The 25,772-nt window shown below is 31.3% G+C and carries 24 protein-coding genes; 16 read left to right on the top strand and 8 right to left on the bottom strand.

The annotated features are described in order from the left end of the window. Positions 1-22: 22 nt before the first annotated feature. From ACWNT5_RS21810 to ACWNT5_RS21735, 16 genes are all read left to right on the top strand, one after another. On the top strand, positions 23-706 hold the full coding sequence (locus ACWNT5_RS21810; RefSeq protein WP_299602463.1) for a lysoplasmalogenase family protein: 684 nt from the start codon (positions 23-25) through the stop codon (positions 704-706). A 230-nt stretch (positions 707-936) separates the two neighbouring features. After that, complete coding sequence (locus ACWNT5_RS21805) at positions 937-1,518, top strand: hypothetical protein (protein ID WP_456518566.1); 582 nt, start codon at positions 937-939, stop codon at positions 1,516-1,518. Positions 1,519-3,155: 1,637 nt separating this feature from the next. Further along, a complete protein-coding gene (locus ACWNT5_RS21800; protein ID WP_299602458.1) occupies positions 3,156-3,680 on the top strand; it encodes a DUF6913 domain-containing protein in 525 nt (174 codons plus the stop codon). A gap of 1 nt (position 3,681) precedes the next feature. Next, positions 3,682-4,557: a 4-hydroxy-tetrahydrodipicolinate synthase gene (dapA, locus tag ACWNT5_RS21795; RefSeq protein ID WP_456518565.1), complete on the top strand. Its 876-nt coding sequence runs from the start codon at positions 3,682-3,684 to the stop codon at positions 4,555-4,557. Between the two features lie 9 nt (positions 4,558-4,566). Further along, the gene (locus tag ACWNT5_RS21790) at positions 4,567-5,496 is read left to right on the top strand and encodes an ion channel (RefSeq protein ID WP_299902221.1); all 930 of its coding nucleotides are present in this window, start codon (positions 4,567-4,569) and stop codon (positions 5,494-5,496) included. Positions 5,497-5,619: 123 nt separating this feature from the next. Next, positions 5,620-6,411 carry an outer membrane protein assembly factor BamD gene (locus tag ACWNT5_RS21785; RefSeq protein WP_299602449.1) on the top strand — a complete coding sequence of 264 codons (792 nt, stop codon included), beginning with the start codon at positions 5,620-5,622 and terminating at the stop codon, positions 6,409-6,411. A 14-nt stretch (positions 6,412-6,425) separates the two neighbouring features. Beyond that, positions 6,426-6,758, top strand: coding sequence for a DNA-directed RNA polymerase subunit omega (locus ACWNT5_RS21780; RefSeq protein WP_299602446.1), 333 nt, complete (start codon positions 6,426-6,428; stop codon positions 6,756-6,758). 7 nt (positions 6,759-6,765) lie between these two features. Beyond that, on the top strand, positions 6,766-7,980 hold the full coding sequence (gene coaBC, locus ACWNT5_RS21775) for a bifunctional phosphopantothenoylcysteine decarboxylase/phosphopantothenate--cysteine ligase CoaBC (RefSeq protein ID WP_456518564.1): 1,215 nt from the start codon (positions 6,766-6,768) through the stop codon (positions 7,978-7,980). Next, a complete protein-coding gene (porD, locus tag ACWNT5_RS21770; protein ID WP_456518563.1) occupies positions 7,973-8,860 on the top strand; it encodes a type IX secretion system protein PorD in 888 nt (295 codons plus the stop codon). The genes coaBC and porD overlap by 8 nt, the downstream gene beginning before the upstream one ends. Before the next feature lie 82 nt (positions 8,861-8,942). Continuing rightward, positions 8,943-10,598: a DNA repair protein RecN gene (gene recN / locus ACWNT5_RS21765; protein ID WP_456518562.1), complete on the top strand. Its 1,656-nt coding sequence runs from the start codon at positions 8,943-8,945 to the stop codon at positions 10,596-10,598. An 84-nt stretch (positions 10,599-10,682) separates the two neighbouring features. Further along, positions 10,683-11,501, top strand: a complete 819-nt coding sequence (locus ACWNT5_RS21760) for an enoyl-ACP reductase FabI (protein WP_299602437.1) — start codon at positions 10,683-10,685, stop codon at positions 11,499-11,501. Between the two features lie 117 nt (positions 11,502-11,618). Further along, a complete protein-coding gene (locus ACWNT5_RS21755; protein ID WP_456518561.1) occupies positions 11,619-12,623 on the top strand; it encodes a glycosyltransferase in 1,005 nt (334 codons plus the stop codon). 6 nt (positions 12,624-12,629) lie between these two features. Next, complete coding sequence (locus ACWNT5_RS21750) at positions 12,630-13,589, top strand: CdaR family protein (protein ID WP_456518560.1); 960 nt, start codon at positions 12,630-12,632, stop codon at positions 13,587-13,589. A gap of 50 nt (positions 13,590-13,639) precedes the next feature. Beyond that, complete coding sequence (gene coaE, locus ACWNT5_RS21745) at positions 13,640-14,218, top strand: dephospho-CoA kinase (RefSeq protein WP_456518559.1); 579 nt, start codon at positions 13,640-13,642, stop codon at positions 14,216-14,218. A gap of 84 nt (positions 14,219-14,302) precedes the next feature. After that, complete coding sequence (locus tag ACWNT5_RS21740; RefSeq protein ID WP_456518558.1) at positions 14,303-15,871, top strand: sensor histidine kinase; 1,569 nt, start codon at positions 14,303-14,305, stop codon at positions 15,869-15,871. A gap of 3 nt (positions 15,872-15,874) precedes the next feature. Continuing rightward, on the top strand, positions 15,875-16,588 hold the full coding sequence (locus ACWNT5_RS21735; RefSeq protein WP_299602427.1) for a response regulator transcription factor: 714 nt from the start codon (positions 15,875-15,877) through the stop codon (positions 16,586-16,588). Between the two features lie 154 nt (positions 16,589-16,742). On the opposite strand, the gene miaA is transcribed toward ACWNT5_RS21735, so the two are convergent. The 8 genes from miaA to ACWNT5_RS21695 all read right to left on the bottom strand — a co-directional run bounded on the left by miaA (position 16,743) and on the right by ACWNT5_RS21695 (position 25,757). After that, positions 16,743-17,663 (bottom strand): tRNA (adenosine(37)-N6)-dimethylallyltransferase MiaA, encoded by a 921-nt coding sequence (gene miaA, locus ACWNT5_RS21730; RefSeq protein ID WP_456518557.1) that lies wholly within the window; start codon positions 17,661-17,663, stop codon positions 16,743-16,745. Beyond that, entirely contained in the window at positions 17,656-18,492 is an 837-nt protein-coding gene (locus tag ACWNT5_RS21725; protein WP_299602421.1) for an ion transporter, read from the bottom strand. The genes miaA and ACWNT5_RS21725 overlap by 8 nt, the downstream gene beginning before the upstream one ends. A 31-nt stretch (positions 18,493-18,523) precedes the next feature. After that, positions 18,524-20,494, bottom strand: a complete 1,971-nt coding sequence (locus ACWNT5_RS21720) for a hypothetical protein (protein WP_299602419.1) — start codon at positions 20,492-20,494, stop codon at positions 18,524-18,526. Between the two features lie 46 nt (positions 20,495-20,540). Next, complete coding sequence (locus ACWNT5_RS21715) at positions 20,541-21,923, bottom strand: exonuclease domain-containing protein (protein ID WP_299602604.1); 1,383 nt, start codon at positions 21,921-21,923, stop codon at positions 20,541-20,543. Between the two features lie 58 nt (positions 21,924-21,981). Then, complete coding sequence (locus ACWNT5_RS21710; RefSeq protein ID WP_299602416.1) at positions 21,982-22,647, bottom strand: YggS family pyridoxal phosphate-dependent enzyme; 666 nt, start codon at positions 22,645-22,647, stop codon at positions 21,982-21,984. Between the two features lie 77 nt (positions 22,648-22,724). Beyond that, positions 22,725-23,963, bottom strand: a complete 1,239-nt coding sequence (locus ACWNT5_RS21705; protein WP_299602414.1) for a DUF1015 domain-containing protein — start codon at positions 23,961-23,963, stop codon at positions 22,725-22,727. Positions 23,964-23,991: 28 nt separating this feature from the next. After that, positions 23,992-25,131: a TlpA disulfide reductase family protein gene (locus ACWNT5_RS21700; RefSeq protein WP_299602412.1), complete on the bottom strand. Its 1,140-nt coding sequence runs from the start codon at positions 25,129-25,131 to the stop codon at positions 23,992-23,994. Positions 25,132-25,142: 11 nt separating this feature from the next. Beyond that, positions 25,143-25,757: a M23 family metallopeptidase gene (locus ACWNT5_RS21695; RefSeq protein ID WP_456518556.1), complete on the bottom strand. Its 615-nt coding sequence runs from the start codon at positions 25,755-25,757 to the stop codon at positions 25,143-25,145. Positions 25,758-25,772 lie beyond the last annotated feature (15 nt).

Here is a 25,772-nt window from a genome sequence, read left to right as displayed (position 1 = left end):
TTAATAAAGTAATTATAACTACGTGAAAATAAGAACACTCATTAAAATATTGTTATTGCTAACAGGAAGTTTATGTGTTCTTAGTACAATCTTGCAGAATTCTGCTTTGGAGTTGTATGTGAAACCAATGACTGTTCCCTTATTCTTTATGTTGTATTGGTTTAATGTCAAAAAGGTTGATTCGTTATTTGCAGTTGTTTTGCTCCTCTGTTTTCTAGGTGATATTTTTTTGCTTACAGGAATAGAGAATGGGTTTAGATATGTTTTGTTAAGCTATACTATATGTTATTTCATCTTATTCTATTTTCTATATCGAAATCATAAAAAAATAGATTACAATAACATAGATATTGTATATCTGATGGCCTTTTTAGTTTTGTGGACGGTTATTGTCTATGAAATATATGCAGTTACGAATCAGGCTATGGGTGCTATAAGACCATTTGGTATTATCTATATAATTATTCTATATCTGCTTTTAATAGGTGCTGTCTTTCAGTATGTAAATATTAGGTCTCCTAGATCTCTTTGGTTTGTGATTGCGATACTTAATTTTGTAATTAGTGATGCTTGTTTTGCATTGGATCGATTTTATGTTCCTTCATTAGAATTAAAAATTATTAATTCCATCTACCAATTGTTGGCAGTATACTTTCTGGTGAAATTTAAAATTTCAAGTCCTGATTCTCTTAAAATAAAAAATTAATTGAAGTTTAATTTCTGTGTTAGGTATTTGGTTGAAATTTAGTATCTTAACCAAAGGAAAAATTGTTAACGGAGTAAGAAGTGAAGAATATTTGCACTTTTTTACATTAAATCATAATGGATGGAGGAAAACTACTAAGATTTTTAATTTCTTTTTTGATTGTTTTACAGGTAATAGGTTTTGTGTTTCAGTTTCCGCTGTTATACACTTTTAGCAAACCTTTGCTGTTTATGATTATTTTGATGCTATATTTTTGGAGTAGTAAAAAAAGTAAACTACTTCATTTTATTGTTCTTTCAATATTTTTTTTCGCAGAATTAATAGCAATATTAAGTAATCAAATAACAATTGGAGATATTATGTATATCAGAATTATTGGATATCTGATACTGTTTTATTTTTTGTATTACAATCATAAGTCTTTTAAATACAATCAAAGAGATGTTTTTACATTAGTGTTAGGTAGCTCTTTATACACGGCTATATTTTTTATGACTTATTATGTGCTTAGAGAACCTATGGGAAGTCTAAGTTTAATAGGTTTTCTTCATCTATTATTACTATATATTTTGCTGATTGTAGCTGCAATGCACTACATTAATATTAGATCAGAAAAGTCATTGTGGTTTTTTTTAGCAATGCTGAATTTTTCCTTTAGTGATTTTATTTTACTTATTGATCATTTTTATCTGGAATCCAATGAGTTAAAAGTGATTCGTTTAATCTGTGAACCATTGGCTTTAGTGTTTTTGGTTAACTACATGATTACAAAATATAAGTATCTTAAATCAGAAGAGTTCGAAGGATTTTAGAATGTAAATTAAAGTAATTTTGGATAGAACTAAACTTTCTTATCGGCTATTGTATATCTCTGGGGTTTTACTTCTAATAACAGCAATTTTTAATGAAAATTGGTTAGTTTATACTAAAACTTTAGTGGTTTCTTCTGTGTTTTTGATCTATGTGTCTAAGGTAGAAAGGATACAATATTTAGTTATTTTGGGATTGTTGTTCGTATTGATTTCTGAAATCTTAGCGGTCATTGATTTTAAAAAATATTTCAGGATAATTAATGTATTGATGTCTTTGTACTACTGTTTTAATATTCTGCTACTACGCAAGAGTTTAAAAAGAATTAAAATACAATTTAAAAAGATCTTTACGATACAGTTGTTAATTACTATGGGATTGATATCTTATGTGATTTATTCTGTTGCAGACATGATTTCGGGTAGTATATCGGAGGATCAATTGTATCTCAATGTTTTTATTGTTTTATTTATTTTGTTCATAGGGCTTTGTTATTATATTTATTTAAACAGCAGAACAGTAATCAGTTATTCGCTTATGGTGGCTGCCTCAAGCTTTCTGATTGTGAATATTATTACGGTATTAAACAAGTTGTATATTCATTTAGATGTATTTGTTATTCTGAGCAATGTTCTGCAAGTTTTTGGTCACTACTTTTTAATTAAATTTTTTATTGAACAAAATGACCTGAAACCTAATACTGTTGAGTTTTTTTGATACCATATTTGGAATGATTATTTTGAAAGCGTAATTAAAGTTACCAAGACTGAGTTAGGTGGAGAAGAATAGTAGATTAGCATATTTATTTTTTGGTTTTTCCTTTATTGTGGTTGTGTTTACTGCAGTACTTTGTGAAAATATACATTTGGTATATGTTAAACCATTAATTCCTTTATCGCTTATTTTTATATGTGTCTCGGATAAAAAATCTATTTGGTTTTGTTATTCGTTAAGTATGGTAATACTGATGGCTAGCGATACTCTGATTTATTTGGATTTTTATAAATATTTTAATCATGTAGCGCTTACAATAATTTTATTCTATCTGGTGAATATTTTTTTATTAAGGAAATATATAACTCTAAAGGATATCAAAATTACCAGGTTCACATCATTACCTATAATTATAAGTTTTTTCCTGGTGGCATATTTGGTTTTTTCTGTTTCTCAAATGGTATTACCAACGCTTATGGATGTTGTTTTTTCATTCTTTGCAATAATGTTTACACTCTTTGTATTTGTAGGGGCGTGTTTTGTGATTTATCTCGCAGATAAATATAAAGGTAATTTTAAGCTATTTATCTCTGCTAGTTGTTGTCTTTTTGTAAATGCCTTGGTTTTAATCAATCATTTTTATTACTACAGTAAGGTTTTTACGGTACTTGCGAATGTTACGGAGATTATTGGCTTATATTGTTTCTTGAAGTTTCTTATGGAGGTAAAGCTGAAAGATAATAATGAAGTAGGCCATAGATATCTTTAATCTGATCGATATAATCTACATCAAACAGATTAAATTTATTTGTTATATATATAACTTTTTGTGTTAAATATTGTTTAGTTTTTAATTTATATTAGGCTTTGTAGTGTTATTTAAAATTGAAAATACCTACATTTGCCATTTAATCTTTAATTGTAAATGATTTTAAAAGGTCTAAAGCGAAATGCTTTAAAAAAGAGTGTTGAATCTCATATTAAATCAAGAAAATCCAGAGCTAAAGAAGTTTCTAATATTAGAAATTTAGCAGTTTTGATTGATGCTTCTCAATCCGTTAACATTTTGTCGGTGGTTAAGTTGGCAAATGAACTTGGTGTGAAGTCCGATAACTTGAAAGTAATGGGGTATAAGGAAGACCAGAAAGAAATTTCAGATGATAAAGATGCCGATTATTACAACGATAAAAGTTTTGGTGTTGGAGGTGCTGTAAAGAGTAATTCTTTGAATGATTTTATAAAAAAGGATTATGACATTTTAATCAATTTTTACTCCGAAAGTAAATTGGAGTTAGATTATGTTGCTGCCGCTTCCAAAGCAAAGTTTAAAGTTGGTTTTGCTGAGATTGATAATAGAATTAATGATCTCGTAATAGGTTCTGCCGATCAAGACACCAACCTTTTTATTTCCGAATTAAAAAAATATTTAAAAATTTTACAGATAATATAATATGAGTGCTTTTCTGAAAGGAACTGGTGTTGCATTAGCAACGCCTTTTAATAGTAATGGTTCAATTGATTACAAAGGAGTAGAATCGTTAGTAGAATATTGTATAAATGGCGGTGTAGAATACTTAGTTGTACTAGGAACTACAGCAGAGTCAGTTACACTTTCAAAAGAAGAAAAAAAGGAGTTAGTACAGCATATTGTAAAAATAAATAACAAAAGATTACCTTTAGTTATAGGTATTGGCGGTAATAATACCGCAGCGATTCTACAAGAAATGAAAGATACGGATACTTCAGATTTTGATGCTATCTTATCAGTTGTGCCAATGTATAACAAACCAAGTCAAGAAGGAATTTATCAACATTACAAAATGATAAATGATCAGTCTCCGTTACCTGTGTTGTTATATAATGTCCCTTCACGTACTGGAACAAATATGAGTGCAGAAACAACATTAAGATTATCCAAATTAGATAAAATTGTTGGAATTAAAGAAGCGACAGGTGATTTTACACAAGTACTTAGAATTTTAAAAGATAAGCCTAAAGATTTCTTAGTGATTTCTGGAGATGATGCGCTAGCACTTCCTTTGGTAGCAGCTGGTGGTGATGGAGTAATTAGTGTAATTGGTCAAGGGTTTCCAGAAGAATTTTCCAACATGATTAGGTTAGGACTTTCTGGTGATACTAAAGTAGGATTTGAAATTTTATATAAATTGTTACCTGTTTTGGATTATGCTTTTGAGGAAGGTAATCCAGCGGGTATAAAAAATATTTTAAAGAAAAAAGGTGTTTGTGATGATTATGTACGATTACCTTTAGTTCCTGTTTCTAAAGATTTAGCTGATAAAATAGAAGAGTTCGTAAAAAGTAATTAACAAGCTTTTATGGCAAAAAAAATAAAAGATCCTGGGATTGGTTTATCATCAGATAAGTTAGCGAAACGATTCATCAGTTCTGATGGTTCTTTTAATATAAAACATATCAATAGACGTACTTCGATTTCAAGGAGTTACGATTATTTGATTAGTATCAGCTGGTTGAAGTTTTTTTGCTGGGTATTTCTTGGGTATGTTTTTGTAAATTCAGTTTTTGCTATAATCTATGTGTCTATAGGTATTTCTGCCATTACAGTTCCGACAGGTAGTTTATTTGGTGATTTTCTAAAAGCATTCTTTTTTTCTGCCCAAACAGTAACTACGGTAGGGTATGGAGCAATGGCTCCTAAGGGAGTGGTTTTTGGGGTAATTTCTTCTATAGAAGCGTTAGTAGGACTTTTAAGTTTTTCTTTTATTACAGGATTGTTGTACGGAAGATTTTCTAAACCAAAATCGAGTATAAGATTTAGTAAAAGAATGGTGCTCAGAGAACATAACGGAAATGATTGTATTATGTTCCGGTTAATGAGCAGAAGTACTAATGTAATGATACGTCCAAAAGCTGAAGTTACCTTAGCGCTATCTCAACAAACAGAAGGTGCTAAATATGTAAATAATTTTTACAATCTTAAATTAGAAAGAAGTCAAATTACTTATCTGCCTACTACTTGGACCATAGTACATCCCATTACAGAAACTAGTCCATTAGCGGAGTTTAAACGCGAAGACTTATCTAAATTACACGGAGAAGTCCTGATCTTGATAAGTTATTATGATGAGTCTTTTACTCAAGAAGTTCATCAGGTGCACTCTTATGTTCTTAATGATATAAAAATTGATGAAGCTTTCGTTCCTGCATTTCATTATGATGATGAAGGGTTTACAGTATTGGATCATGATAAAATAAGTGAAACCAAGGTGTATAATTCAGAGAAATAGAGCAGCTGTTTTTTTATGTCACAATTTTGCAACAATGACCTCTTCTTTTAGTTATTTAATAGATCAATTAAAGTTTTTGTAATACGGTAGAAATATCTATTTTTGCCAGATGTTTTTTAAGATATGAAGAAATTATTGTTTTTGTTAACATTAGTATTGGTATTAGGTTCTTGTAGTGAGTATCAAAAAGTACTTAAAGAAGAAGAAGTTGGGCCTAAATATAAGTTAGCAGAAGAATTGTATAAAGAGGGTAAGTATAAAAAAGCTTTACGTCTCTTTGAGCAAATCGTGCCGCAGTTTCGTGGAAAGCCTCAGGCAGAAAGGGTAATGTATTATTACTCTGATACGTATTATAATTTAGAGGATTATTACCTTGCTGGATATCAGTTTGAAAGATTTGCTAAATCATATCCGAATAGTGAGAAAAGGGAAGAAGCTGCCTATAAAGGAGCTAAGAGTTACTATCAATTATCTCCTAGATATAGTTTAGATCAGCAAGAAACAGATGAAGCAATTCAGAAGTTACAAGCTTATATTAATGCATATCCAGATAGTGAAAACCTTGAAGAAGCCAATAAATTGGTTGCAGAATTAAGAAACAAAAAAGAAAAAAAGGCTTTTGAAATAGCAAAACAATATCATCATAGAGAGAATTATAAAGTGGCTATAAAAGCTTTTGATAACTATCTAATAGATTATCCAGGTTCTGTTTTTAGAGAAAAAGCATTATATTACAAGCTAGAATCACAATATTTATTAGCTATTGGTAGCTATGAAGTTTTTGTAAAAGAACGATTAGAAACTGCCGAAAGTTTCTATAATAATTACAAAAAGTATTACAAAGAAGGTGAGTTTACTGCCGATGCTGAAGAAATTTCAGAAGATATTAAGACACGTTTAGAAAAATATAAATAGAAAATTAGGAGAAGATGGATTTGAAAAAAAGTAATGCACCTGTAAATACTACTACTATTGATAAAAACTTGGTAGACCAACCAACAGGTAATATATACGAAGCAATCTCTGTAATATCTAAAAGAGCAAACCAGATTAATACGGATATTAAAAAGGAGCTTTTGGAAAAACTAGATGAGTTTGCTACTTATAATGATAGTTTAGAAGAAATCTTTGAGAATAAAGAACAAATAGAAGTTTCTAAATTCTACGAAAGATTACCAAAACCTCATTCACTAGCTGCGCAAGAGTGGTTAGAAGGTAAAATATACTTCAGAAATACAAAAACAGATTCTGAATCTTTATAAATAATTTATGGCATCAATATTAGGCGGTAAAAAAATTCTTTTAGGTGTTACCGCTGGTATCGCTGCGTATAAAACAGCTTCCTTAGTGCGCTTGTTTATTAAATCAGGCGCACAGGTTAAGGTAGTTATGACTCCTGCAGCAAAGGATTTTGTAACTCCACTTACACTTTCTACATTATCGAAAAATCCGGTAAATTCTTCTTTTTATGATGAGGAAGATGAAAACGCCGAATGGAATAATCACGTAGAGCTGGGATTATGGGCAGATCTTATGATAATAGCGCCTGCCACAGCCAATACCTTGTCTAAAATGTCTACAGGTAATAGTGATAATCTTCTGTTAGCTACATATTTGTCTGCAAAATGTCCTGTATATTTTGCTCCAGCTATGGATTTGGATATGTATAATCACCCTTCTACTCACGAAACTTTCAAAAAACTGCAAGAGTTTGGTAATGTTATGATTCCTGCCGAATCTGGAGAATTAGCAAGCGGCCTTGTAGGACAGGGAAGGATGGCAGAACCAGAAAATATTGTCAGTTTTATCGAAGCTGATATCTTAGAAAAATTACCACTTAAAGGACAAAAAGTATTAATTACTGCTGGTCCGACATATGAAGCAATAGATCCAGTACGTTTCATAGGAAATCATTCTACAGGAAGAATGGGGATCGAACTGGCTTCTCAGGCGGCATCGCTTGGCGCGGAAGTAACATTGGTTTTAGGCCCTTCTTCTTTAACAGTAGATCATGGATTAATTAATGTAGTTCCTGTGGTAAATGCTGAATCGATGTATGAAGCGGTTGAAAAGGAATTTGAGAGTTGTGATATAGCTATAGCTTCTGCTGCTGTGGCTGATTATAGACCTAAAAATGTTTCCGATCAAAAAATTAAAAAATCCGACAGTAGTTTTGCAATCGAATTAGAACGTACTACGGATATCCTTAAATGGATGGGATCCGTTAAGAAAGAACAGTTTTTAGTCGGTTTTGCTTTAGAAACACAGAATGAGGAGGAGAATGCAAAAGCAAAATTGAAAAAGAAGAATTTGGACTTAATAGTTTTAAATTCTTTAAATGATAAAGGAGCTGGCTTTAAGGGAAAGACTAATAAAGTGACGCTTATTAATCATAAAATGGAAATTAAAGCGTTTGATTTAAAGACCAAAGCTGAAGTTGCACAGGATATTTTTAATGAAATCAATACACAACGTAATGCGTAATTTTTTTCTTCTTACACTACTTTTATCATGCATTTTTGTACATGCTCAAGAGTTTAATGCTACCGTTGTAGTAAATGCTGAACAAACGGGAAATCCAAACTTGCAAGTTTTTAAAACCTTGGAGAGGTCTGTGGCAGAATTTATAAATAATACAAAGTGGACTGAAACGGATTATAGAAATGAAGAAAGAATTGATTGTAGTTTTTTTATAACCATTACGGGGAACGATAATGATAGTTTCAATGCTACCCTGCAGGTTCAAGCTTCAAGACCTGTATATGGATCTAATTATAAAACTACGATTCTTAATATAAATGATAAACAGTTTAATTTTAGGTATTTAGAGTTTCAGCCATTGAATTACAATCCTAATAATTTCGAATCTAATCTAATATCAGTAGTTGCTTTTTATCTATATACTATTTTAGGTGTTGATGCAGATTCTTTTGAATTAAATTCAGGTACAAATTATTTTCAGGAGGCAAAAAATATTGTGGGTAATGCACAAGGTAGTAATACTTTGGGTTGGAATGGACAAGACGGACCACAAACCAGATTTAGATTAAATGATGATTTATTATCTGGTACCTTTGATGGATACAGAACTGCATTGTATACTTATCATAGAGAAGGTCTTGATATTATGAATAATGACCTTAAAAAAGGAAAGGAATCTATTTTAGAGTCTATGAAAACTTTAGAAGGTTTGCATAGAACCCGACCAAACTCATATATCATGAGAGTTTTCTTTGATGCAAAAGCAGATGAAGTAGCTAAAATTCTTTCAGGTGGACCAGCGCTAAACGTTGCAGAAACTATTTCTATTTTAGGAAGAATAGCCCCAACATACGCTACCAATTGGGCTGAGATAAAGTTATAAGTTTTTCTCTTTTGTCATTGAAATCTTTTTAAAACTATAGTATCTTTACTTCCTTTAATAAATCACAAAATAGTATTATCCTTTGCTTAGAAGTCTTTCAATAAAAAACTTCGCTTTAATAGAACAGTTACAAGTTTCATTTGATACTGGTTTGACAACTATAACCGGAGAAACTGGTGCTGGTAAATCTTTGTTATTAGGAGCTTTAGGTCTCTTGCTTGGTAAACGTGCAGATCTGTCTAGTATAAAAGATAGCGCTAATAAATGTACTATAGAAGGTGTTTTTGATATAGAAAAGTATGATTTAGCTTCTCTTTTTGAAGAAGAAGATTTGGATTATGAAATCGAAACAATAATCAGAAGAGAAATATTACCATCAGGTAAATCCAGAGCTTTTATTAATGATACTCCAGTAACGTTAAGTTCGTTGAACAAGTTAGGACTTCGGTTGATTGATATTCATAGTCAACATCAGACATTAGAAGTAACTACAAATGACTTTCAATTTGAAGTACTCGATGCATTGTCAGATGCAGGAAGAGAAATAGAATCTTATAAAAGAGGATTGTCTCTCCTAAAAATAAAAGAAAAAGAGCAAAGAACATTGCTGGAAAGTCAGCATGAATTAACAAGGGAACATGATTATAATTCCTTTTTGTTAAACGAATTGGTTGAGGCAAAGCTGCAATCCGGAGAATTAGCACAATTAGAAGAACGTCATGAGACGTTGATTAATATTGAAGAAATACAAGAACGATTATCTAACGCTGTGTCTTTGGTTTCTTCTGAGGAAATCGGAATTTCGGATCTTTTGAATACCGTAAAAAACAATCTCTCTAAAATTGCATCGTATTCTAGTAGTCTAAAAGAATTATCCGATAGAGTTGAAAGTGTATATATAGAGCTAGAGGATGTAAATGATTCATTGCAAAATGAATTAGAAAAACTGGATGCCGATCCAGAACAATTAGAAGAAGTTAGTAATCGATTACAGATTATACATAATCTTCAGACAAAGCATACAGTTTCTTCAATAGAAGAGTTACTAACAATCCAAGAAGAATTACAAGAAAAAGTTTCTAAAACCGAATCACTTTCTGATGATATAGAAGGTATCCAAAAAGAAATAGAGACTATTAAAAAGCAGTTGGATGAGGTTGCAGAAAGAATACATTCAAAAAGAAAGAAAGCACTACCAAAATTAGTGACAGAGCTGGAAGGTATTTTAAAAGGTTTAGGAATGCCTAACGCAACTTTCAAAACGTCTTTGTTACTACAAGAGAAATATCTTTCTAATGGAAAAGAAGAATTGGAGTTTTTGTTTTCTGCTAATAAAGGAGGTACTTATGGAGAGCTGAAGAAAGTAGCATCAGGAGGAGAATTATCCAGAATTATGTTAGGTATTAAAGTTATTCTTTCTAGATATACTCAATTACCTACAATAATTTTTGATGAAATTGATACGGGTGTTTCTGGAGAAATAGCTCATAAAATGGCTGATTTGATGATGACGATGAGTAAGAATCTTCAGGTTTTTAGTATCACGCATTTACCACAAATAGCCGCTAATGGTAATAAACAGTATAAAGTTTTTAAAGAAGACGTAAATAATGTTACGGTAACAAGATTGAAATTGTTAAACGAAGAAGATAGAATACGAGAAATTGCTGAAATGATTGGAGGTAAGCAAGTTTCTGATTCTGCTTTAACACACGCAAAATCATTATTACATAATTAATACGAAAATAGGTAGAGTGTCATTTTGATTACAGTCGTTTTGTTATCTTTACCACTCATAAATCATTTTATAATTTAGGATTAAATGTCATACAATTTATTAAAAGGCAAAAAAGGAATTATATTCGGTGCGTTGGATGAGAATTCAATCGCTTGGAAGACAGCAGAACGTGTTTATGAAGAAGGAGGAAGTTTTGTGCTTACTAATGCTCCAGTTGCTATGCGAATGGGCGCAATTAAGCAATTAGCAGAAAAAACAAATTCTGAGATTATACCTGCAGACGCTACTTCCATAGAAGATTTAGAAAATCTAGTGGAGAAATCAATGGAGATTTTAGGCGGAAAACTAGATTTTGTATTACACTCAATAGGAATGTCCGTAAATGTTAGAAAGGGACGTCATTATACAGATTTAAATTATGATTGGAGTGGAAAAGGATGGGATGTATCTGCCTTATCTTTTCATAAAACTATGCAGACGCTTTACAAAAAAGAAGCGATGAATGAATGGGGAAGTATCGTAGCTTTAACCTATATGGCAGCGCAGCGTGTTTTTCCTGATTATAATGATATGGCTGATAATAAAGCATATCTAGAATCGATTGCAAGAAGTTTTGGATACTTCTTCGGAAGAGATAAAAAAGTAAGAGTAAATACCATTTCTCAATCTCCTACTCCTACAACAGCAGGTAAAGGAGTAAAAGGGTTTGATGGATTTATCGAATATGCTGATAAAATGTCACCATTAGGGAATGCATCTGCTGATGATTGTGCAGATTATACCATTACCTTATTTTCTGATCTTACTAAAAAAGTTACACTACAAAATCTATATCACGATGGAGGTTTCTCTAATATGGGAGTGAGCCAAATGGTGATGGAGAAATTTGTAGATGAAGAATAAAACTATCATCTAATCCATGATGGATTATGAAAGCTTAATTCGACGAGAATTAAGCTTTTTTAGTTTTGAACCACAACCTAAACGTATCAAACAAACCTATTTATTTACCTTTGTCTAATGAGTGTTTCTTTTTCTTTCATCATACCTGTATTTAATAGGCCCAATGAAATAGATGAATTATTGGATAGCATGACAATGTTAGATTATTCGAAATCTTATGAAATTGTTATTGTAGAGGATGGCTCATCAGAAACTTCGGAAAATGTAATAGCATCATACACGGATAAATTACAGATAAGTTATTATCAAAAACCAAATACAGGACCTGGTGATTCTAGAAATTTTGGGATGCAAAAGGCAAAGGGAAACTATTTCCTGATATTGGATAGCGATGTTATTTTGCCTGTTGACTATTTAAAAAAGGTAGATGAATTTCTTTCTCATAAATTTGTCCATTGTTTTGGAGGACCTGATGATGCTCATAGAGATTTCTCAGATCTTCAGAAAGCTATCAGTTTTAGTATGACTTCATATCTTACTACTGGTGGAATACGAGGAAGAAAGAAAAATGTAGGTAAGTTTCAGCCTAGGAGCTTTAATATGGGAATCTCCAAAGAGGCATTTGAGTCTTCAAAAGGTTTTGGGAATATTCATCCAGGAGAAGATCCTGATCTTACCATTAGATTGTGGAAGTTGGGGTATGAAACCGCTTTGATTCCAGAAGCAAAAGTATTTCACAAAAGAAGAATTTCTTGGAATAAATTTTATATTCAAGTTAATAAATTTGGGAAAGTTCGTCCTATTCTTAATTTATGGCATCCCGAAACAGCTAAAATTACCTATTGGTTTCCGACCTTATTTTTGGGCTACACGATATTCTCTTTGTTGTCTTTATTAGTAGGATATTGGTATTTTATAGCTTTATTGGGAGTGTATTTTGGGATCATTTTGATCAATGCGACCCTAAGTTATAGAAGCTTTTCTATTGGAATACAAGCAGTAATAGCAGTATTTGTTCAGTTTTATGGGTATGGAAAAGGATTCCTAAAATCTTATTATTATATTCATCTATTGAAAAAGAGTCCAGAGCAAAAGTTTAAAAAGCTGTTTTTTTCAAAGTAACAAAATATGTCCAAAAATAAATTAAGTCGATTTTCTTTAAAAAGAAATAATGTAAAAACATTTCTTTTCTTCTTGGTTTTTACTTCTATTCTTTGGTTGTTTATACAGTTTTCTAAAAATTATACTGAAGAAGTAGAAGTCGATATTCAATATATAAATCTTCCTAAAGACAGAATTTTGCATGAAGGAAGTGATCAGACATTAAAATTAACACTTAATGGCAATGGATTTAGACTTATCAATCATACTTGGAGCAAGCCTAAACTACAACTTGATATTTCAAAAGCGATTGAAACCTCGGAAAATGAATATTACTTTTATGTAAATAAAGCCGATCAATCATTAAAAGAAAAATTGAATTTTAAAGGTAGGATTCTTTCTTCAGAAAAGGATACATTGCGAATTAAGCTAGATGTAAATTTAGAAAAAATGATTCCAGTAAAGGTATCTAAAGAATTACAGTATGCAGCAGGTTACGGAAGTGATAAAGGAGTGGTTCTTATGCCAGATTCGGTGAAAATAAATGGGCCCAAAAATACTATTGATACCATAAGTTATGTTACTACTGAAGACCTAAAGTTAGAAGGTTTAAATACAGATTATAAAACCACTTTGGCAATAAAAACAGACAGTCTGCCATCGAGAGTAGTAGTTGCTCCAAATGAAGTGGATGCAAGTATTGCTGTAAGTAAGTTTACCGAAGGGAGTCAGGAAATCCCAATTACTCTGATGAATGTACCTGAAGGAAAAGAAATTAAAATTTTTCCAAAAGAAGTTAAAGTTGTGTATAGAGTAGGACTCGATAAGTATAACGAAATCAGTTTAAGAGATTTTAAAGTTCTTGCTGATTATAATAAGGTGTCTGCTGATAGTCCCTATTTGATTTTGGAATTAGTAGATATGCCAGAATCGATACATGACGTAAGATTACAAGATAAACAAGTGCAATTTGTAATTCTTAATTAGTATATAGCACATTTGTATTTTCTGAATATACATTGATGAAACATAAAAAAGTGAAGGTAGTCGGATTAACAGGTGGTATTGGTAGTGGAAAATCTACAGTTGCAAAAATGTTTGCAAAACTTGAAGTTCCAATCTATATAGCAGATGATGAAGCGAAAAAATTGATGCATGACGATGTAGAAGTCAAAAATCAGATTGTGGCGCTATTAGGGGAAGATTCATATGTGGATAATCAATTGAATAGAAATTATATAGCAGATCTTGTTTTTAATGATAATAAATTATTAGAAAAACTGAATGCCATTGTACATCCTGCAGTTGCAAATCACTTTTTATCTTGGAAGAATAGGCAAGAATCAAACTATGTAATTAAAGAAGCAGCTATTCTATTTGAAAATGGTGGTTATAAGAAATGTGATTATACAATTCTGGTTACAGCTCCAGAAGAAATAAGAATAAATCGAGTTATAAAACGAGATCACACGACGAAATCGAAGGTTCTAGAGAGACTAAAAAATCAATGGACAGATGTTCAGAAGATTCCGTTAGCAGATTTTGTAATAAAAAATACAGATTTAGAGAAAACTTGGCTTCAAGTTAATAAAATCCATAATAAACTCATTCTTTGATTGGGTAATTTTCACAATCTTTCATTTTGTTAACATTTGGTTAAACCCTAAAGTAGCTAAATGTTAAAGTCTTACTTTTGACCTATGAATAAAAGGTTATTCGCATTGCTGATCCTCTTAATGAGTTTATCATTAATCGGGATTATTTTTGTTCAGGGATATTGGATTCAGAATACGGTAGAGAACAATAGAGAACAGTTCTCTTTCAATGCAAAGCAAATTTTAATATCTGTTTCCAATAAAATTGAATATAGGGAATTCGAAGAAATGTACTATCCGTTACAAGAGATTTTGGATAGTATAAAACAACCTGATAGCAAAACAATACAGCAGCTCTTAGACATAGGTTTTGACAAAGGGTCATTTGCTTTTGGCGATGGTGTTCTGGAAGAAGATTCTAAGTTATTTTCTTCTTTTATAGATTTTAATATTGATACCGTAAGGTTGAAGGATATTTTAAATCGAAATGCAGAAATCATCGATGATAAGAAAAAAGCTTATCAAACAAAGCAAAGATCAAAATCAAAACTGGATAGACTAAGTACGCTTACTGATTTGCAAAGAAGAGATTATGAAATTGTTATAGATCAGCTGGCTAATTTTATTCCTATTCATAGGAGAGTAAAGAAAGAAGAGGTAGAAAGATTGCTGAAAAAAGAGTTAGCTGAGAGAGATATGAAAGTTGATTTTGAGTATGCTATATACAGTAATGCATTGACTACTCGAGTACGTTCTGAAGATTTTAGTGCCACAGAAAGTGATGGGAATACGTTTGCCGTGCCTCTTTTTGTTAATAATGAAGATGGTTCTAGCTTGTATCAATTATATGTAAACTTTACAGGTAAGAATAGGTATATTTTATCGACAATAAAAGGAATGGCAATTTTGTCAATTATTTTTACGTTGGTTATTGTAGTAGCTTATTCGAGTGCATTGTCACAGCTGTTACAGCAACGTCAGATATCGCAAATAAAAACGGATTTCATCAATAATATGACTCATGAGCTTAAAACACCAATTGCTACAATAAATTTAGCACTTGATGCTATTAAGAATCCAAAAATTTCGGATGATCCAGAAAAGCGAAAGCGTTATATGAGCATGATTAGAGAGGAAAACAAAAGGATGCTTACGCAAGTAGAGAATGTTTTAAGAATCTCTCAATTAGAGAAGAATGAGTTAAATATAAAGAAAGAAAGGCTAGAGCTACATGATATTATAGAAGATGCTATAACTCATGTTTCTTTAATAGTCGAAAATAGAGAAGGGTATATAAAAACGCATTTAGGAGCGTTAAAATCTTCTATTTTGGCTAATGATAGTCATATGACGAATGTGGTGGTTAACATGTTAGATAATGCAATCAAGTACTCCGAAGGAGCACCAAAGATTGATATCTACACAGAAAATATAAAAAATAGTATTGTCCTTAAAATACGTGATCAAGGAGTAGGAATGAGTAAAGTGGCGCAGAAGAAAATCTTCGAAAAGTTCTTTAGAGAGCATACAGGAGATTTACACAACGTGAAAGGACATGGACTTGGATTAACTTACGTAAAACGAATAATAGATGACCATCATGGTCAAATTTGGGTGGAGAGCGAAAGGGGAAAAGGCTCCACATTTATAACTAAATTACCGTTAATATCTTAAATTATGGAAACAGAAAACAAAAAGATTTTGCTTGTAGAAGATGATCCAAACTTTGGTACCGTACTAAAGGATTATCTTGTTATGAACGATTATGATGTTGTACATGCTAAAAATGGTATGGAAGGCTTCGAAAAATTTAAAAAGGACGACTATGATATGTGTATCCTTGATGTAATGATGCCTTATAAAGATGGATTTACTTTGGCAAAAGAAATAAGAGATAAGAATGAAGAAGTTCCTATCATTTTCTTAACAGCGAAAGCAATGAAAGAGGATGTTCTAAAGGGATACAAGGTAGGAGCAGATGATTATCTTAATAAGCCTTTTGATAGTGAAGTGCTTTTAATGAAAATACAAGCTATAATGCAGCGTAAAACAACTGAGTCTGTTGCAGATAGTAAGCAATTTGAATTTAAAATCGGTGGTTTCCACTTAAATTCAAAATTAAGATTTTTAACTTTTAGAGAAGAAGATCCGATAAAGTTATCCCCTAAAGAAAATGAATTATTACGATTGTTAGCGTTACATCTAAATGACTTAATGCCTAGAGAATTGGCATTAACTAAAATATGGAGAGATGATAATTACTTTACTTCTCGAAGTATGGATGTATATATTGCTAAACTTAGAAAATACCTAAAGAAAGACGAAAACGTGGAAATTTTAAATATTCACGGAGAAGGATTTAGGTTAGTAGTTCGTAGTGACGAATCATAAAAACCGATCTCAATAACGGTAATAAAATTATTATCTATATACTAAAACCGCTTTAGAACAATAACTAAAGCGGTTTTTATATATCTATACATGAATAAGTATCTAATAGTTTTGTTTCAATAAAAACTAATAGGTTAAATATTTTTCTTTAGTTTCAGTTGTTTTTATTTTGACTAAAATTTTGAATTGTTTCTATAATATGCTCTCTGGGTGCTACATAATCAAACCAATGTATTTCTTCATCTTTTCTAAACCAGGTGAGTTGTCTTTTGGCAAAACGTCTTGTGTTTTTTTTGATTTCAGAAATAGCAAAGTCTAGATCCCAAATACCGTCCATGTAATTAAAAATCTCCTTGTAGCCTACAGTATTAAGCGCATTGAGTTCTTTAAAAGGATATAAGCTCTTTACCTCAGTTAGCAATCCTTCTTCTAGCATAATATCAACTCTTTGATTAATTCTATCATATATAGTTGGTCGTTCTGCAGTGATTCCGATTTTAATAATTTTAAAAGGCCGTTTCTTTTTTGGCTGAGTAATAAAAGAAGAATATGGTTTATTAGTACTAATGCATATTTCTAGAGCTCTCATTACTCTATGTGTATTATGAATGTCAACTTTTTCGTAATAAACAGGATCTAGTTTTTTCAACTGATTTTGTAAATAGACAATGCCTTCTTCTTTGTAGGCTCTTTGTAGTTGCTCTCTAACATCAGTTGGAACTTCAGGAAAGTTGTCTAATCCTTTGGTAACTGCATCTACATACAATCCAGATCCTCCCACTAAAATAGCATAATTGTTAGTGGCAAATAGAGATTCTAACTTGTTAATTGCGTCTTTTTCAAAATCTCCAACCGAGTAATTTTCATGAATACTTTTGTGTTGTATAAAATGATGTTTGGCTTGTAGTAATTCTTCAGCACTGGGTACAGCGGTACCAATTCGCATTTCTTTATAAAATTGTCTGCTATCTGCAGATGCAATTTCACAATTAAAATGTTTCGCTAGTTCGATACTTAAACTAGTTTTTCCAATGGCGGTAGGACCAACTACTACGATAAGAGTATTATTAATCATTGAATAAGGTGTGTCCACATTTATGACAGAATTTGGCATTGTCTAAATGATTGCTCTCTAGACAATTTGAGCAATGCTGGGTGTTTAGATTGATTGGATTCTTTTTTATTTGTTGCGTATATTCTGCACTAACAATACCCGTAGGTACTGCTATAATACCATAACCTAGAACCATAACAATAGATGCGATGAATTGACCTAATGGTGTTTCTGGTGAGATATCTCCATATCCTACTGTAGTAAGTGTTACGATACACCAATAAACACTTCTTGGTATGCTGTTAAAGCCATGCTCTGGACCTTCTACCAAATACATAACAGTTCCTAAAATTATGGCAACAATTAATACCGCAAATAAGAAAACCGATATTTTAGCTCTGCTAGCTTTTAATGCTTTTACAAGATTATTAGATTCTCCTATAAAACGAGCTAATTTCAAAATCCTAAAAACTCTTAGTAAGCGAAGCGCTCTTAGCGCTACCAACGCATGAGTACCGACGAATAGAATGGAAAGATATTTTGGAATTGTAGATAGTAAATCAATGACCCCATAAAAGCTAAAAATGTATTTTCTAGGCTTATTTATTGCAATAATTCTTAAAAAATATTCGATGGTAAATACAATTGTAATAATCCATTCTAAGATATTGAATAATGAAGCATATTTATCATTTATATACGATACACTTTCTAACATGACCAGTACAATACTGGCAAGGATGATAATAAGAATGATCAGATCAAAAGTTTTACCGGCTCTTGTGTCTGCTTCATAAATTACCTCATGTAATTGATGTTTCCAGTTTTTATTTTTGGAAGTATCCTTCAAAATTGAATGTTTTAGCGAAAATACTAAAAAATTAACTTGTTTTTTTGATGGCTATTAAGGTGTTGGTTTCCATATCTACAATTAGATTGAAGAATTCTTTTAATGCGCTATAATAATCCACTGGATAATACGATGATAATAGGATAACAGTATGACTGATGATCAATGTGTTATCTTGTAATTTGAAATCTAACCCAAGTTTTCCAGATTTTCCTGGCAACGCATAGTTCTTACTTTTAGGAATATCTATAAATTGATAATTATCAGGAACTTCTATATAGGTGATATAAGTAAGAGTATCTTTATAACCGAAGTCTACAGGATAGGTTCTCTCGTTTAATTTAAATGGATTTTCCTGAAAAAATATTCTAGTAAATGGTTTTATATAAATGATGTCATCTATCTTTTCAGGTATTTTGGTAAATGCTACTTCTTCTATAAAAGGTTTATCTAACTCATTAGCATTTTGGAGTTCGGCTTTTACGATAGATAAATTTTCATCGATATCCATCATTTTTTGAACGTATTTTTCTTTGCCAACTCGATCTAAAAATTTTCTATTATTATATGCGTGATAGCCTATATAGGTATATTTTCCATTTCCCTGGATACTCATATCTTCCGTTAATATGAGTTTTTCTCTATAATAATAGGAAGAACGTTTTTTAGGTTTAATATCTATCCAAGAACTTCCATTTTTAAAATCTAAGAGTCTACCATATTGGTTTAAACATCTAAATGGGATTTCGCCAAAGGGTAAGGTTTTCTCAGTAGCATCTAGTAAATATTTCTTTTGATCAATTTCTAATTGTACAATCAGATAGTTGAAATCAGAAAGAATAGGATGGATTTTAGTAGCATAACCATTTTCTCTCGTAGATAATAATACGGGTAACACAGTAAACCCTTGTTGTTTATAGACATTATGTAGTAAAGTGTTTACTTCAGTAACGTTGCCAGTTTTGGATTTAAGAATTTGTTTAATGTCTACGTCATTAAAAATTTTGTACTCCTCGTTCCAGCTATAATTATTCGTAATATATCTAAAAATGGCTTTTGCTTTTTCTAAATTTAGAGGCATATTAGCAAGTGAAACAGGAAGAATATTTTTGGTAGCTTTAATCTTTTTTAGTTGTTGTCCAATTGTTTTTTCGGTTCTTAATTCTTTGTCGACATTTTCCCAAGTTTCTGTATATTTTTTATTGATACCATCAAAACCCTTAAATTCCTTTAATTCGTACTCTATTCTGGAAAAATAATTTTTTTTGGCAGTCATAAATTTTTCCTTTTTGAAAGCCGGAATATTTTTCATCACATATCTACTATGCGCACAATCAGCAACTCTTCCATATCCAATATCAAAACAGCCCTTTTTTATAGAGTTATCCTCTGTATCTAATGGTTGTGTACCCACTAATCTTATATTATATACATAGTTGCCTGGCAAGTCTGCTACGTATTCGCTATGCAACTTGGGAATATCGTCCTGAAAATCCCATCCATTAAAATTAAAAGTGAATGGCGATTCTGTTTGATAGGAATAGGTGAGAACAGAGCCTGGTTTTATATTTGGGAAGGTAAATTTTACAAGCGTGTAGTGTTCATTGTATTTTTCTGTATATATTTTGTCTTCTTCTAGTTTCGTTTTTACTATTTTATCATCTTCTAAATTATAAGTGTATGCTACAAGATCTCTAAAGATTTCTTTTTTACTTTTATTATTATAAAGTAATATTTCGAAAATACTACTATCAAACCCTTCTTGATTTAAAATCTTTATTTTTCCACTATAATCGGTTAATAAGCCATAGTTTCCGCTATTTTCGATTCTACTATATCCTTTTTCATATATATAGAATGCATTAGCCGTTGTGTCTTTTTTATAAATAGTTCCTTTAAGATCAGCTTTACTAACAATTAAATTTTTGGAGTTGTAATTTTCTTGAGAGGTACAGAAAAATGAAGATAATAGAATAGCAGTAATCAAAAATGATCGAAACATAATGGTACTTTTATATATAGTAGCTTGTTTTAAAGAAATGTTACCCTTAGGAGTTACTTTTATTTTTATCCAAAGGGACAACTTTCAGTCTTTTATGTTGTCTTGTGTAACTCTGGATAATATGCTGAGCATCTCTATCATGCTCCATGGGAGTGATTATAGATTTTAGAATATTGATATTATTAATTTGATGATTAAGATTAAAATAACCAATACCCATAAATTTACCTTCTTCAATCAAAATAACACTCTGTTCATCAATATCACGACCTCTATCAATAATCATCATGTTTTTATTTCTAAAAGTATGTTTGAATATTAGTTCTCGCACTCTGTCGTTGTAGGTGTCTATTGATTCTTCTTGGATGCAAGCTCCATTACATTTTTGGGTTGCATTTTTAAAACACTTTTCATTATTATTGTCAAGATCCAGGTACCGTAAGCATAAATTATATTCTTCTGCCCAGCGATACATAAATGATTTGGCCTGCTGTCTATTGGTAAAAGTGGTAATACTCTTTTTACGACGATCTACCTTTTTTACCTGAAGATTTAAATATCCATTTTCGTCCGTAAATTCATAAAGCGCCTGATTGAATTTAGTTCGTTTAAACGTTCTATTGTATTTGGGTTTGTTACGTTTTATTTCCTCATTTTCTTTTAATAGGGCAACTAATTCACTACCTGTAATTTCATAAGTTACATTGATAACTTCTTCCTGAATCTTTCTTGATTTCCTATTTTCATTGGTAAAATGTTGTGTAACACGCTTCTTTATATTCTTACTTTTACCAATATATATGATTCCTCCATCTTTGCGATGTATATAATATACGCCAGTTGCAGAAGGTAAGTTTTCTATAAGTCGAAGTAATTTATCATTTACCTTTTTCTTAGTATCTAGTTTTACCGTTTCTTTTAGTATTGTTTTTTCAACATCTTTAGAAAGTAATAATTTAAAGAGTTTTACGGTTGCTTGTGCATCTCCTGTGGCTCTGTGTCGGTCAGAAATGGCTATGCCCAAACTTCTAACTAATTTACCCAAACTATATGATTTTTGATCGGGAATAAGTTTTTGAGAAAGCTCTACAGTGCATAAAGATTGACGTTCGTATTCATAACCAAGTCTATCAAATTCAGTTCTTAATACTCTATAATCAAAAGAGGCATTATGTGCTACGATAATACAATCAGTAGTAATCTCTACAATTCTTTTGGCAACTTCATAAAACTTTGGTGCATTACGTAGCATTTTATTGTTGATACCAGTAAGATTTACAACAAATGGTTGAATAGGTTTTTCTGGATTAATAAGGCTTATAAACTGATCTACAACTTTATGCCCGTCGAATTTATAAATCGCAATTTCTGTAATTCCTTCTTCATTATATTTTCCTCCTGTAGTTTCTATATCTAAAATCGCGTACATCATACGTTACTGGGTGGGGTAGTCTAAATTTATCTAATAATGACCTAAAATAGTGTTTTTAAATTGAATAGTTTCTTGCTCCAAAAATAGAGCTTCCAATCCTTACCATAGTGCTGCCGCAATCCATGGCAATTTTATAATCACCACTCATACCAATTGATAAAGTATCAAATTCTGTAAATGTAGTTTTTAGTTGTTTAAAAAGTACCTGAATTTTATCGAACTCGTTTTTAATTTGATTAGAATCATCAGTAAAAGTTGCCATTCCCATAAGACCTTTAATTTTTACGTTTCTTAGTTTTTGTACTTCTTCAGATTTTAAGAGGTCTATCGCATCGTTTTCACTTAATCCAAATTTACTCTCTTCTTCAGCGATCTTAATTTGTAGTAAGCAATTGATTTTTCGATTATGTTTAAGTGCTTGTTTATTGATTTCTTTTAAAAGTTTTAAGCTATCTACTGCATGGATAGTATCCACATAAGGAGCCATATATTTCACCTTATTCGTCTGAACATGACCAATCATATGCCACAAAATATCTTTTGGCATTTCTTCCCATTTTTGGGTCATTTCCTGAATTTTGTTTTCTCCAAAAATACGTTGCCCAGCATTATAGGCCTCCATAAGATTAGGAATAGGTTTTGTCTTAGATACTGCCACAAGAGTTACTCCACTAGGAAGTGTATTTTCAATGTGCTTTAAGTTTTCCGCAATAGAATTCATAAGCCGTAAATATACCTAAATTTAGAGAAATGAGAGGTTGTATTTAGTTTTAGTAAATAGTAAATAATAATTACAAATTAGAATTCATAAATGGTAATTCCACTTCGTAATTTGGGTTCAATGTAAGTGCTTTTTGGAGGCATCTTTAAACCTTGATCCGCAATTTTTTTCATTTGATCTACTGTGGCAGGAAATAAACCAAAACCAACTTCAAACTCTCCTAGATCTACTTTACTTTTTACGTATACAATATCGTTTTTACCATGAGAATATTCTATTCTGGTATCGGTTCTAAGGTCTTTAATACCCAATATTGGTTCTAATACAGTCTTAAATAATACTTGTGCATCCAATTCTGCCAGAGCATCTGTAAATTCGTAAATGGTTTTTCTAAGATATAGAGAATAGAACTCACCATCTAGGTACATACTAAAGTGATGAGGTTTAGAAGGTTTGTATACTTCTATTCCTCTATTTTCTATTCTAAACCATTCATCTAACCGTATCAAAAACTCTTCTTTAGACAGTCCGTTTAGATCTTTGACTAATCTATTAAACTCATAAATTTTTAAGTCAGATTCCGGAATTAAGTAACTCATGAAAAAGTTATAGGGTTCTATACCTTTATGTTCTTGGTTTTCTTTAGAAAGATCTTTTGCCAGTAGGTAAGATGAGGCCGATCTATGATGTCCGTCTGCGATATAGATGGTTTTCATACCCTCGAATGCAAATTTTAGTTGCTCGATGTTGGTTGGATCAGCTACTTTCCATAGATAATGAGTATCTCTGTATGTAGTAGTAAATTCATATTCAGCTCTTTCTTTAATCACTTTTTCAATGATACTTGTGATATCATCATTATCTGGATATGTTAGTAATACAGGTTCTGCATTAAATCCTACTGTTTTTAGGTATTGTTTAAAAGTACTTTCTCTATCGGCTAAGGTATCTTCATGCTTCTTAATGATATCATTTTCATAGTCTGTAGCACTTGCAGCTGCAATAATTCCTGAAAAAGACTCTTGTTCTCGATTTACAATCTTATACACATAATAACATGGCGTATTATCTTGAATAAAAATCTCATCTTCTTTGAATTCTAAATACCGATTACGTACTAATTTATAACGTTCTTCTCCAGAAATCTCTTTATGATATTTGTAACCTGGATTTACAATATGAAGAAAAGAGTAGGGGTTGTAGTCCATTCTCGAATCTCTTTCTTCTGGAGTATAACTTTGATAGGAGCGAGAGGCAATCAGACTTACCTTATCTCTAGTCGGTCTTACGGCTCTGAAAGGATGAATTTTTGCCATTTATAGATGTGTTATGATAGATTTTAGTTTATTCAGTGAATAACTCTTTTAATTTGTTTTCTAGGGCATTTCCTCTTAATGTTTTTGCGACGATTATTCCTTGTTCGTCAATAAGGAAGTTATCAGGTATTCCGTTGATTCCATATGTTAAAGCAATATCACTTTTGAAGCCTTTTAGGTCAACTCCTTGTTTCCAAGGAAGAGAATCTTTTTTAATCGCATCAATCCAATTTTTCTTATCATTATCGATGGATACTCCAATGATTTCGAAACCTTTGTCTTTATAAGTATTATATGTTTTTATAAGATTAGGGTTTTCTTTTCTACATGGATAGCACCATGAAGCCCAGAATTCTATCAAAGCATATTTTGATTTTACATCTGAAATTTTTATCGATTTTTCATTTATATCTACTAACTCAAAGTCAATAAATTTTTCTCCAATTTTTGGTACTTCAGGAAGTGAAATAAAATGTTTGACGGATTGCCCATATTTTGATTCTTTAATTCGTTTTGTTAGAGGTTTATAGAGGGTTTTTATAACTTCTTTTCCCCAATTTGGTCCATTATCATTAAGTTTAGAAATACTTACATAGGAGTCTGGATATTCTTTAACGAAGTTTTGACCTGCTTGATCTATTGATTTTAAAATGTCATTCTGTTTTTTTATTAAGATATTTCTGTCTTCCGGTTTCATTTTTTCAAAATCTGGATTTTGAAATTGACTTATTACATTTTCAAAAGTAGCTTCCAGACTATCCGTTCTCTGTTTTAAAATATCATATTCTTTATGAGTGTTACTACCAGAAATTTTTACATTTCGTATGTTTCCTTTTTCTCCTTCAATAGTCATTCTTTGATTTTCAACCCAAGCTACAAATAATTCAGGCTTTCTTGTTTTACCCACCATCATGAAAAACGAGGAAGGTTCATCTACAGATCCCGTAAATTCGAATTTTTCTCCTATAATCTGCGTGGAATCTACGATTTTATTGTCTTTATTAATATAAATCCAAGTGCTATCAGGTATGTTTTTCAGGTTTCCAACAATTTGATAACCTTCAGTTTCAGTATTGAAGTCATCTGTTTGTTCGTTTTGTTGCTTTTGTTTACAAGAAAAAACAATAAATACTAATGCAGACATTACAAGAAAATAAGATCTTTTCATGGGTGGTTGTTTTAATGTTCGTTAATAAATTTGGTAGGATCTAAATATCCCTCGGTATTGTCAGAATATCCTGGACCGATGTCCATAAAGATATCATCTCTAATCTCTAAGTGCAAATGTGCTAAATAAGTTCCATCTGCATTACCAATGGTTCCAATTAGTTCCCCCTTTTTTACAAAATCTCCTTTACTAACTTTAATGGACTCGCAATGCGCATATACCGATTCATAATATGCATCTTTATATTTATGGATAACGCGAATTACATTTCCCCATCCGCCACCAATATTTGACGCAAATGATACATATCCATTACCAATTGAATATATGGGATCTCCAAGATCCGAATTACCACCGCCAACACCATTCCAGTCATCACCTAAATGATAATTTACTTGAAACCCTTGTGCATTATAATATCCTTTAGCACTAGGCTTCCCAACAGGGAAATCAAAGCTTTTGGCAATGAATTCTGGATGCTTTGCGAAAATAGAATCATATTTATGGAATTTGTTTTGCGATCCTTTGGTAGTATTTCTACCATCCGAAAATTCTCTTGTATGGAGAATATCTTTAGACAAAAAAATACTTGCCAAAATGAAAGTTGTGTATAAAATAGTTTTCATTGACAAGTATTTTTA

Source organism: Aquimarina sp. 433, from assembly GCF_054054605.1.
The sequence above is the reverse complement of the archived record's forward strand: the minus strand, read 5'-3'. Positions and strand labels throughout refer to the sequence as shown.

What these genes read in the sequence shown, in the direction of transcription:
- ACWNT5_RS21735 (WP_299602427.1), top strand. Translation starts at nt 15,875, where the DNA reads ATGGAAACAGAAAACAAAAAGATTTTGCTTGTAGAAGATGATCCAAAC.
- porD (WP_456518563.1), top strand. Translation starts at nt 7,973, where the DNA reads ATGCGTAATTTTTTTCTTCTTACACTACTTTTATCATGCATTTTTGTA.
- ACWNT5_RS21780 (WP_299602446.1), top strand. Translation starts at nt 6,426, where the DNA reads ATGGATTTGAAAAAAAGTAATGCACCTGTAAATACTACTACTATTGAT.
- coaBC (WP_456518564.1), top strand. Translation starts at nt 6,766, where the DNA reads ATGGCATCAATATTAGGCGGTAAAAAAATTCTTTTAGGTGTTACCGCT.
- ACWNT5_RS21695 (WP_456518556.1), bottom strand. Translation starts at nt 25,757, where the DNA reads ATGAAAACTATTTTATACACAACTTTCATTTTGGCAAGTATTTTTTTG.
- ACWNT5_RS21790 (WP_299902221.1), top strand. Translation starts at nt 4,567, where the DNA reads ATGGCAAAAAAAATAAAAGATCCTGGGATTGGTTTATCATCAGATAAG.
- ACWNT5_RS21750 (WP_456518560.1), top strand. Translation starts at nt 12,630, where the DNA reads ATGTCCAAAAATAAATTAAGTCGATTTTCTTTAAAAAGAAATAATGTA.
- ACWNT5_RS21740 (WP_456518558.1), top strand. Translation starts at nt 14,303, where the DNA reads ATGAATAAAAGGTTATTCGCATTGCTGATCCTCTTAATGAGTTTATCA.
- ACWNT5_RS21785 (WP_299602449.1), top strand. Translation starts at nt 5,620, where the DNA reads ATGAAGAAATTATTGTTTTTGTTAACATTAGTATTGGTATTAGGTTCT.
- miaA (WP_456518557.1), bottom strand. Translation starts at nt 17,663, where the DNA reads ATGATTAATAATACTCTTATCGTAGTAGTTGGTCCTACCGCCATTGGA.
- ACWNT5_RS21700 (WP_299602412.1), bottom strand. Translation starts at nt 25,131, where the DNA reads ATGAAAAGATCTTATTTTCTTGTAATGTCTGCATTAGTATTTATTGTT.
- ACWNT5_RS21805 (WP_456518566.1), top strand. Translation starts at nt 937, where the DNA reads ATGATTATTTTGATGCTATATTTTTGGAGTAGTAAAAAAAGTAAACTA.
- ACWNT5_RS21705 (WP_299602414.1), bottom strand. Translation starts at nt 23,963, where the DNA reads ATGGCAAAAATTCATCCTTTCAGAGCCGTAAGACCGACTAGAGATAAG.
- ACWNT5_RS21755 (WP_456518561.1), top strand. Translation starts at nt 11,619, where the DNA reads ATGAGTGTTTCTTTTTCTTTCATCATACCTGTATTTAATAGGCCCAAT.
- ACWNT5_RS21715 (WP_299602604.1), bottom strand. Translation starts at nt 21,923, where the DNA reads ATGTACGCGATTTTAGATATAGAAACTACAGGAGGAAAATATAATGAA.
- ACWNT5_RS21710 (WP_299602416.1), bottom strand. Translation starts at nt 22,647, where the DNA reads ATGAATTCTATTGCGGAAAACTTAAAGCACATTGAAAATACACTTCCT.
- ACWNT5_RS21760 (WP_299602437.1), top strand. Translation starts at nt 10,683, where the DNA reads ATGTCATACAATTTATTAAAAGGCAAAAAAGGAATTATATTCGGTGCG.
- ACWNT5_RS21800 (WP_299602458.1), top strand. Translation starts at nt 3,156, where the DNA reads ATGATTTTAAAAGGTCTAAAGCGAAATGCTTTAAAAAAGAGTGTTGAA.
- ACWNT5_RS21720 (WP_299602419.1), bottom strand. Translation starts at nt 20,494, where the DNA reads ATGTTTCGATCATTTTTGATTACTGCTATTCTATTATCTTCATTTTTC.
- dapA (WP_456518565.1), top strand. Translation starts at nt 3,682, where the DNA reads ATGAGTGCTTTTCTGAAAGGAACTGGTGTTGCATTAGCAACGCCTTTT.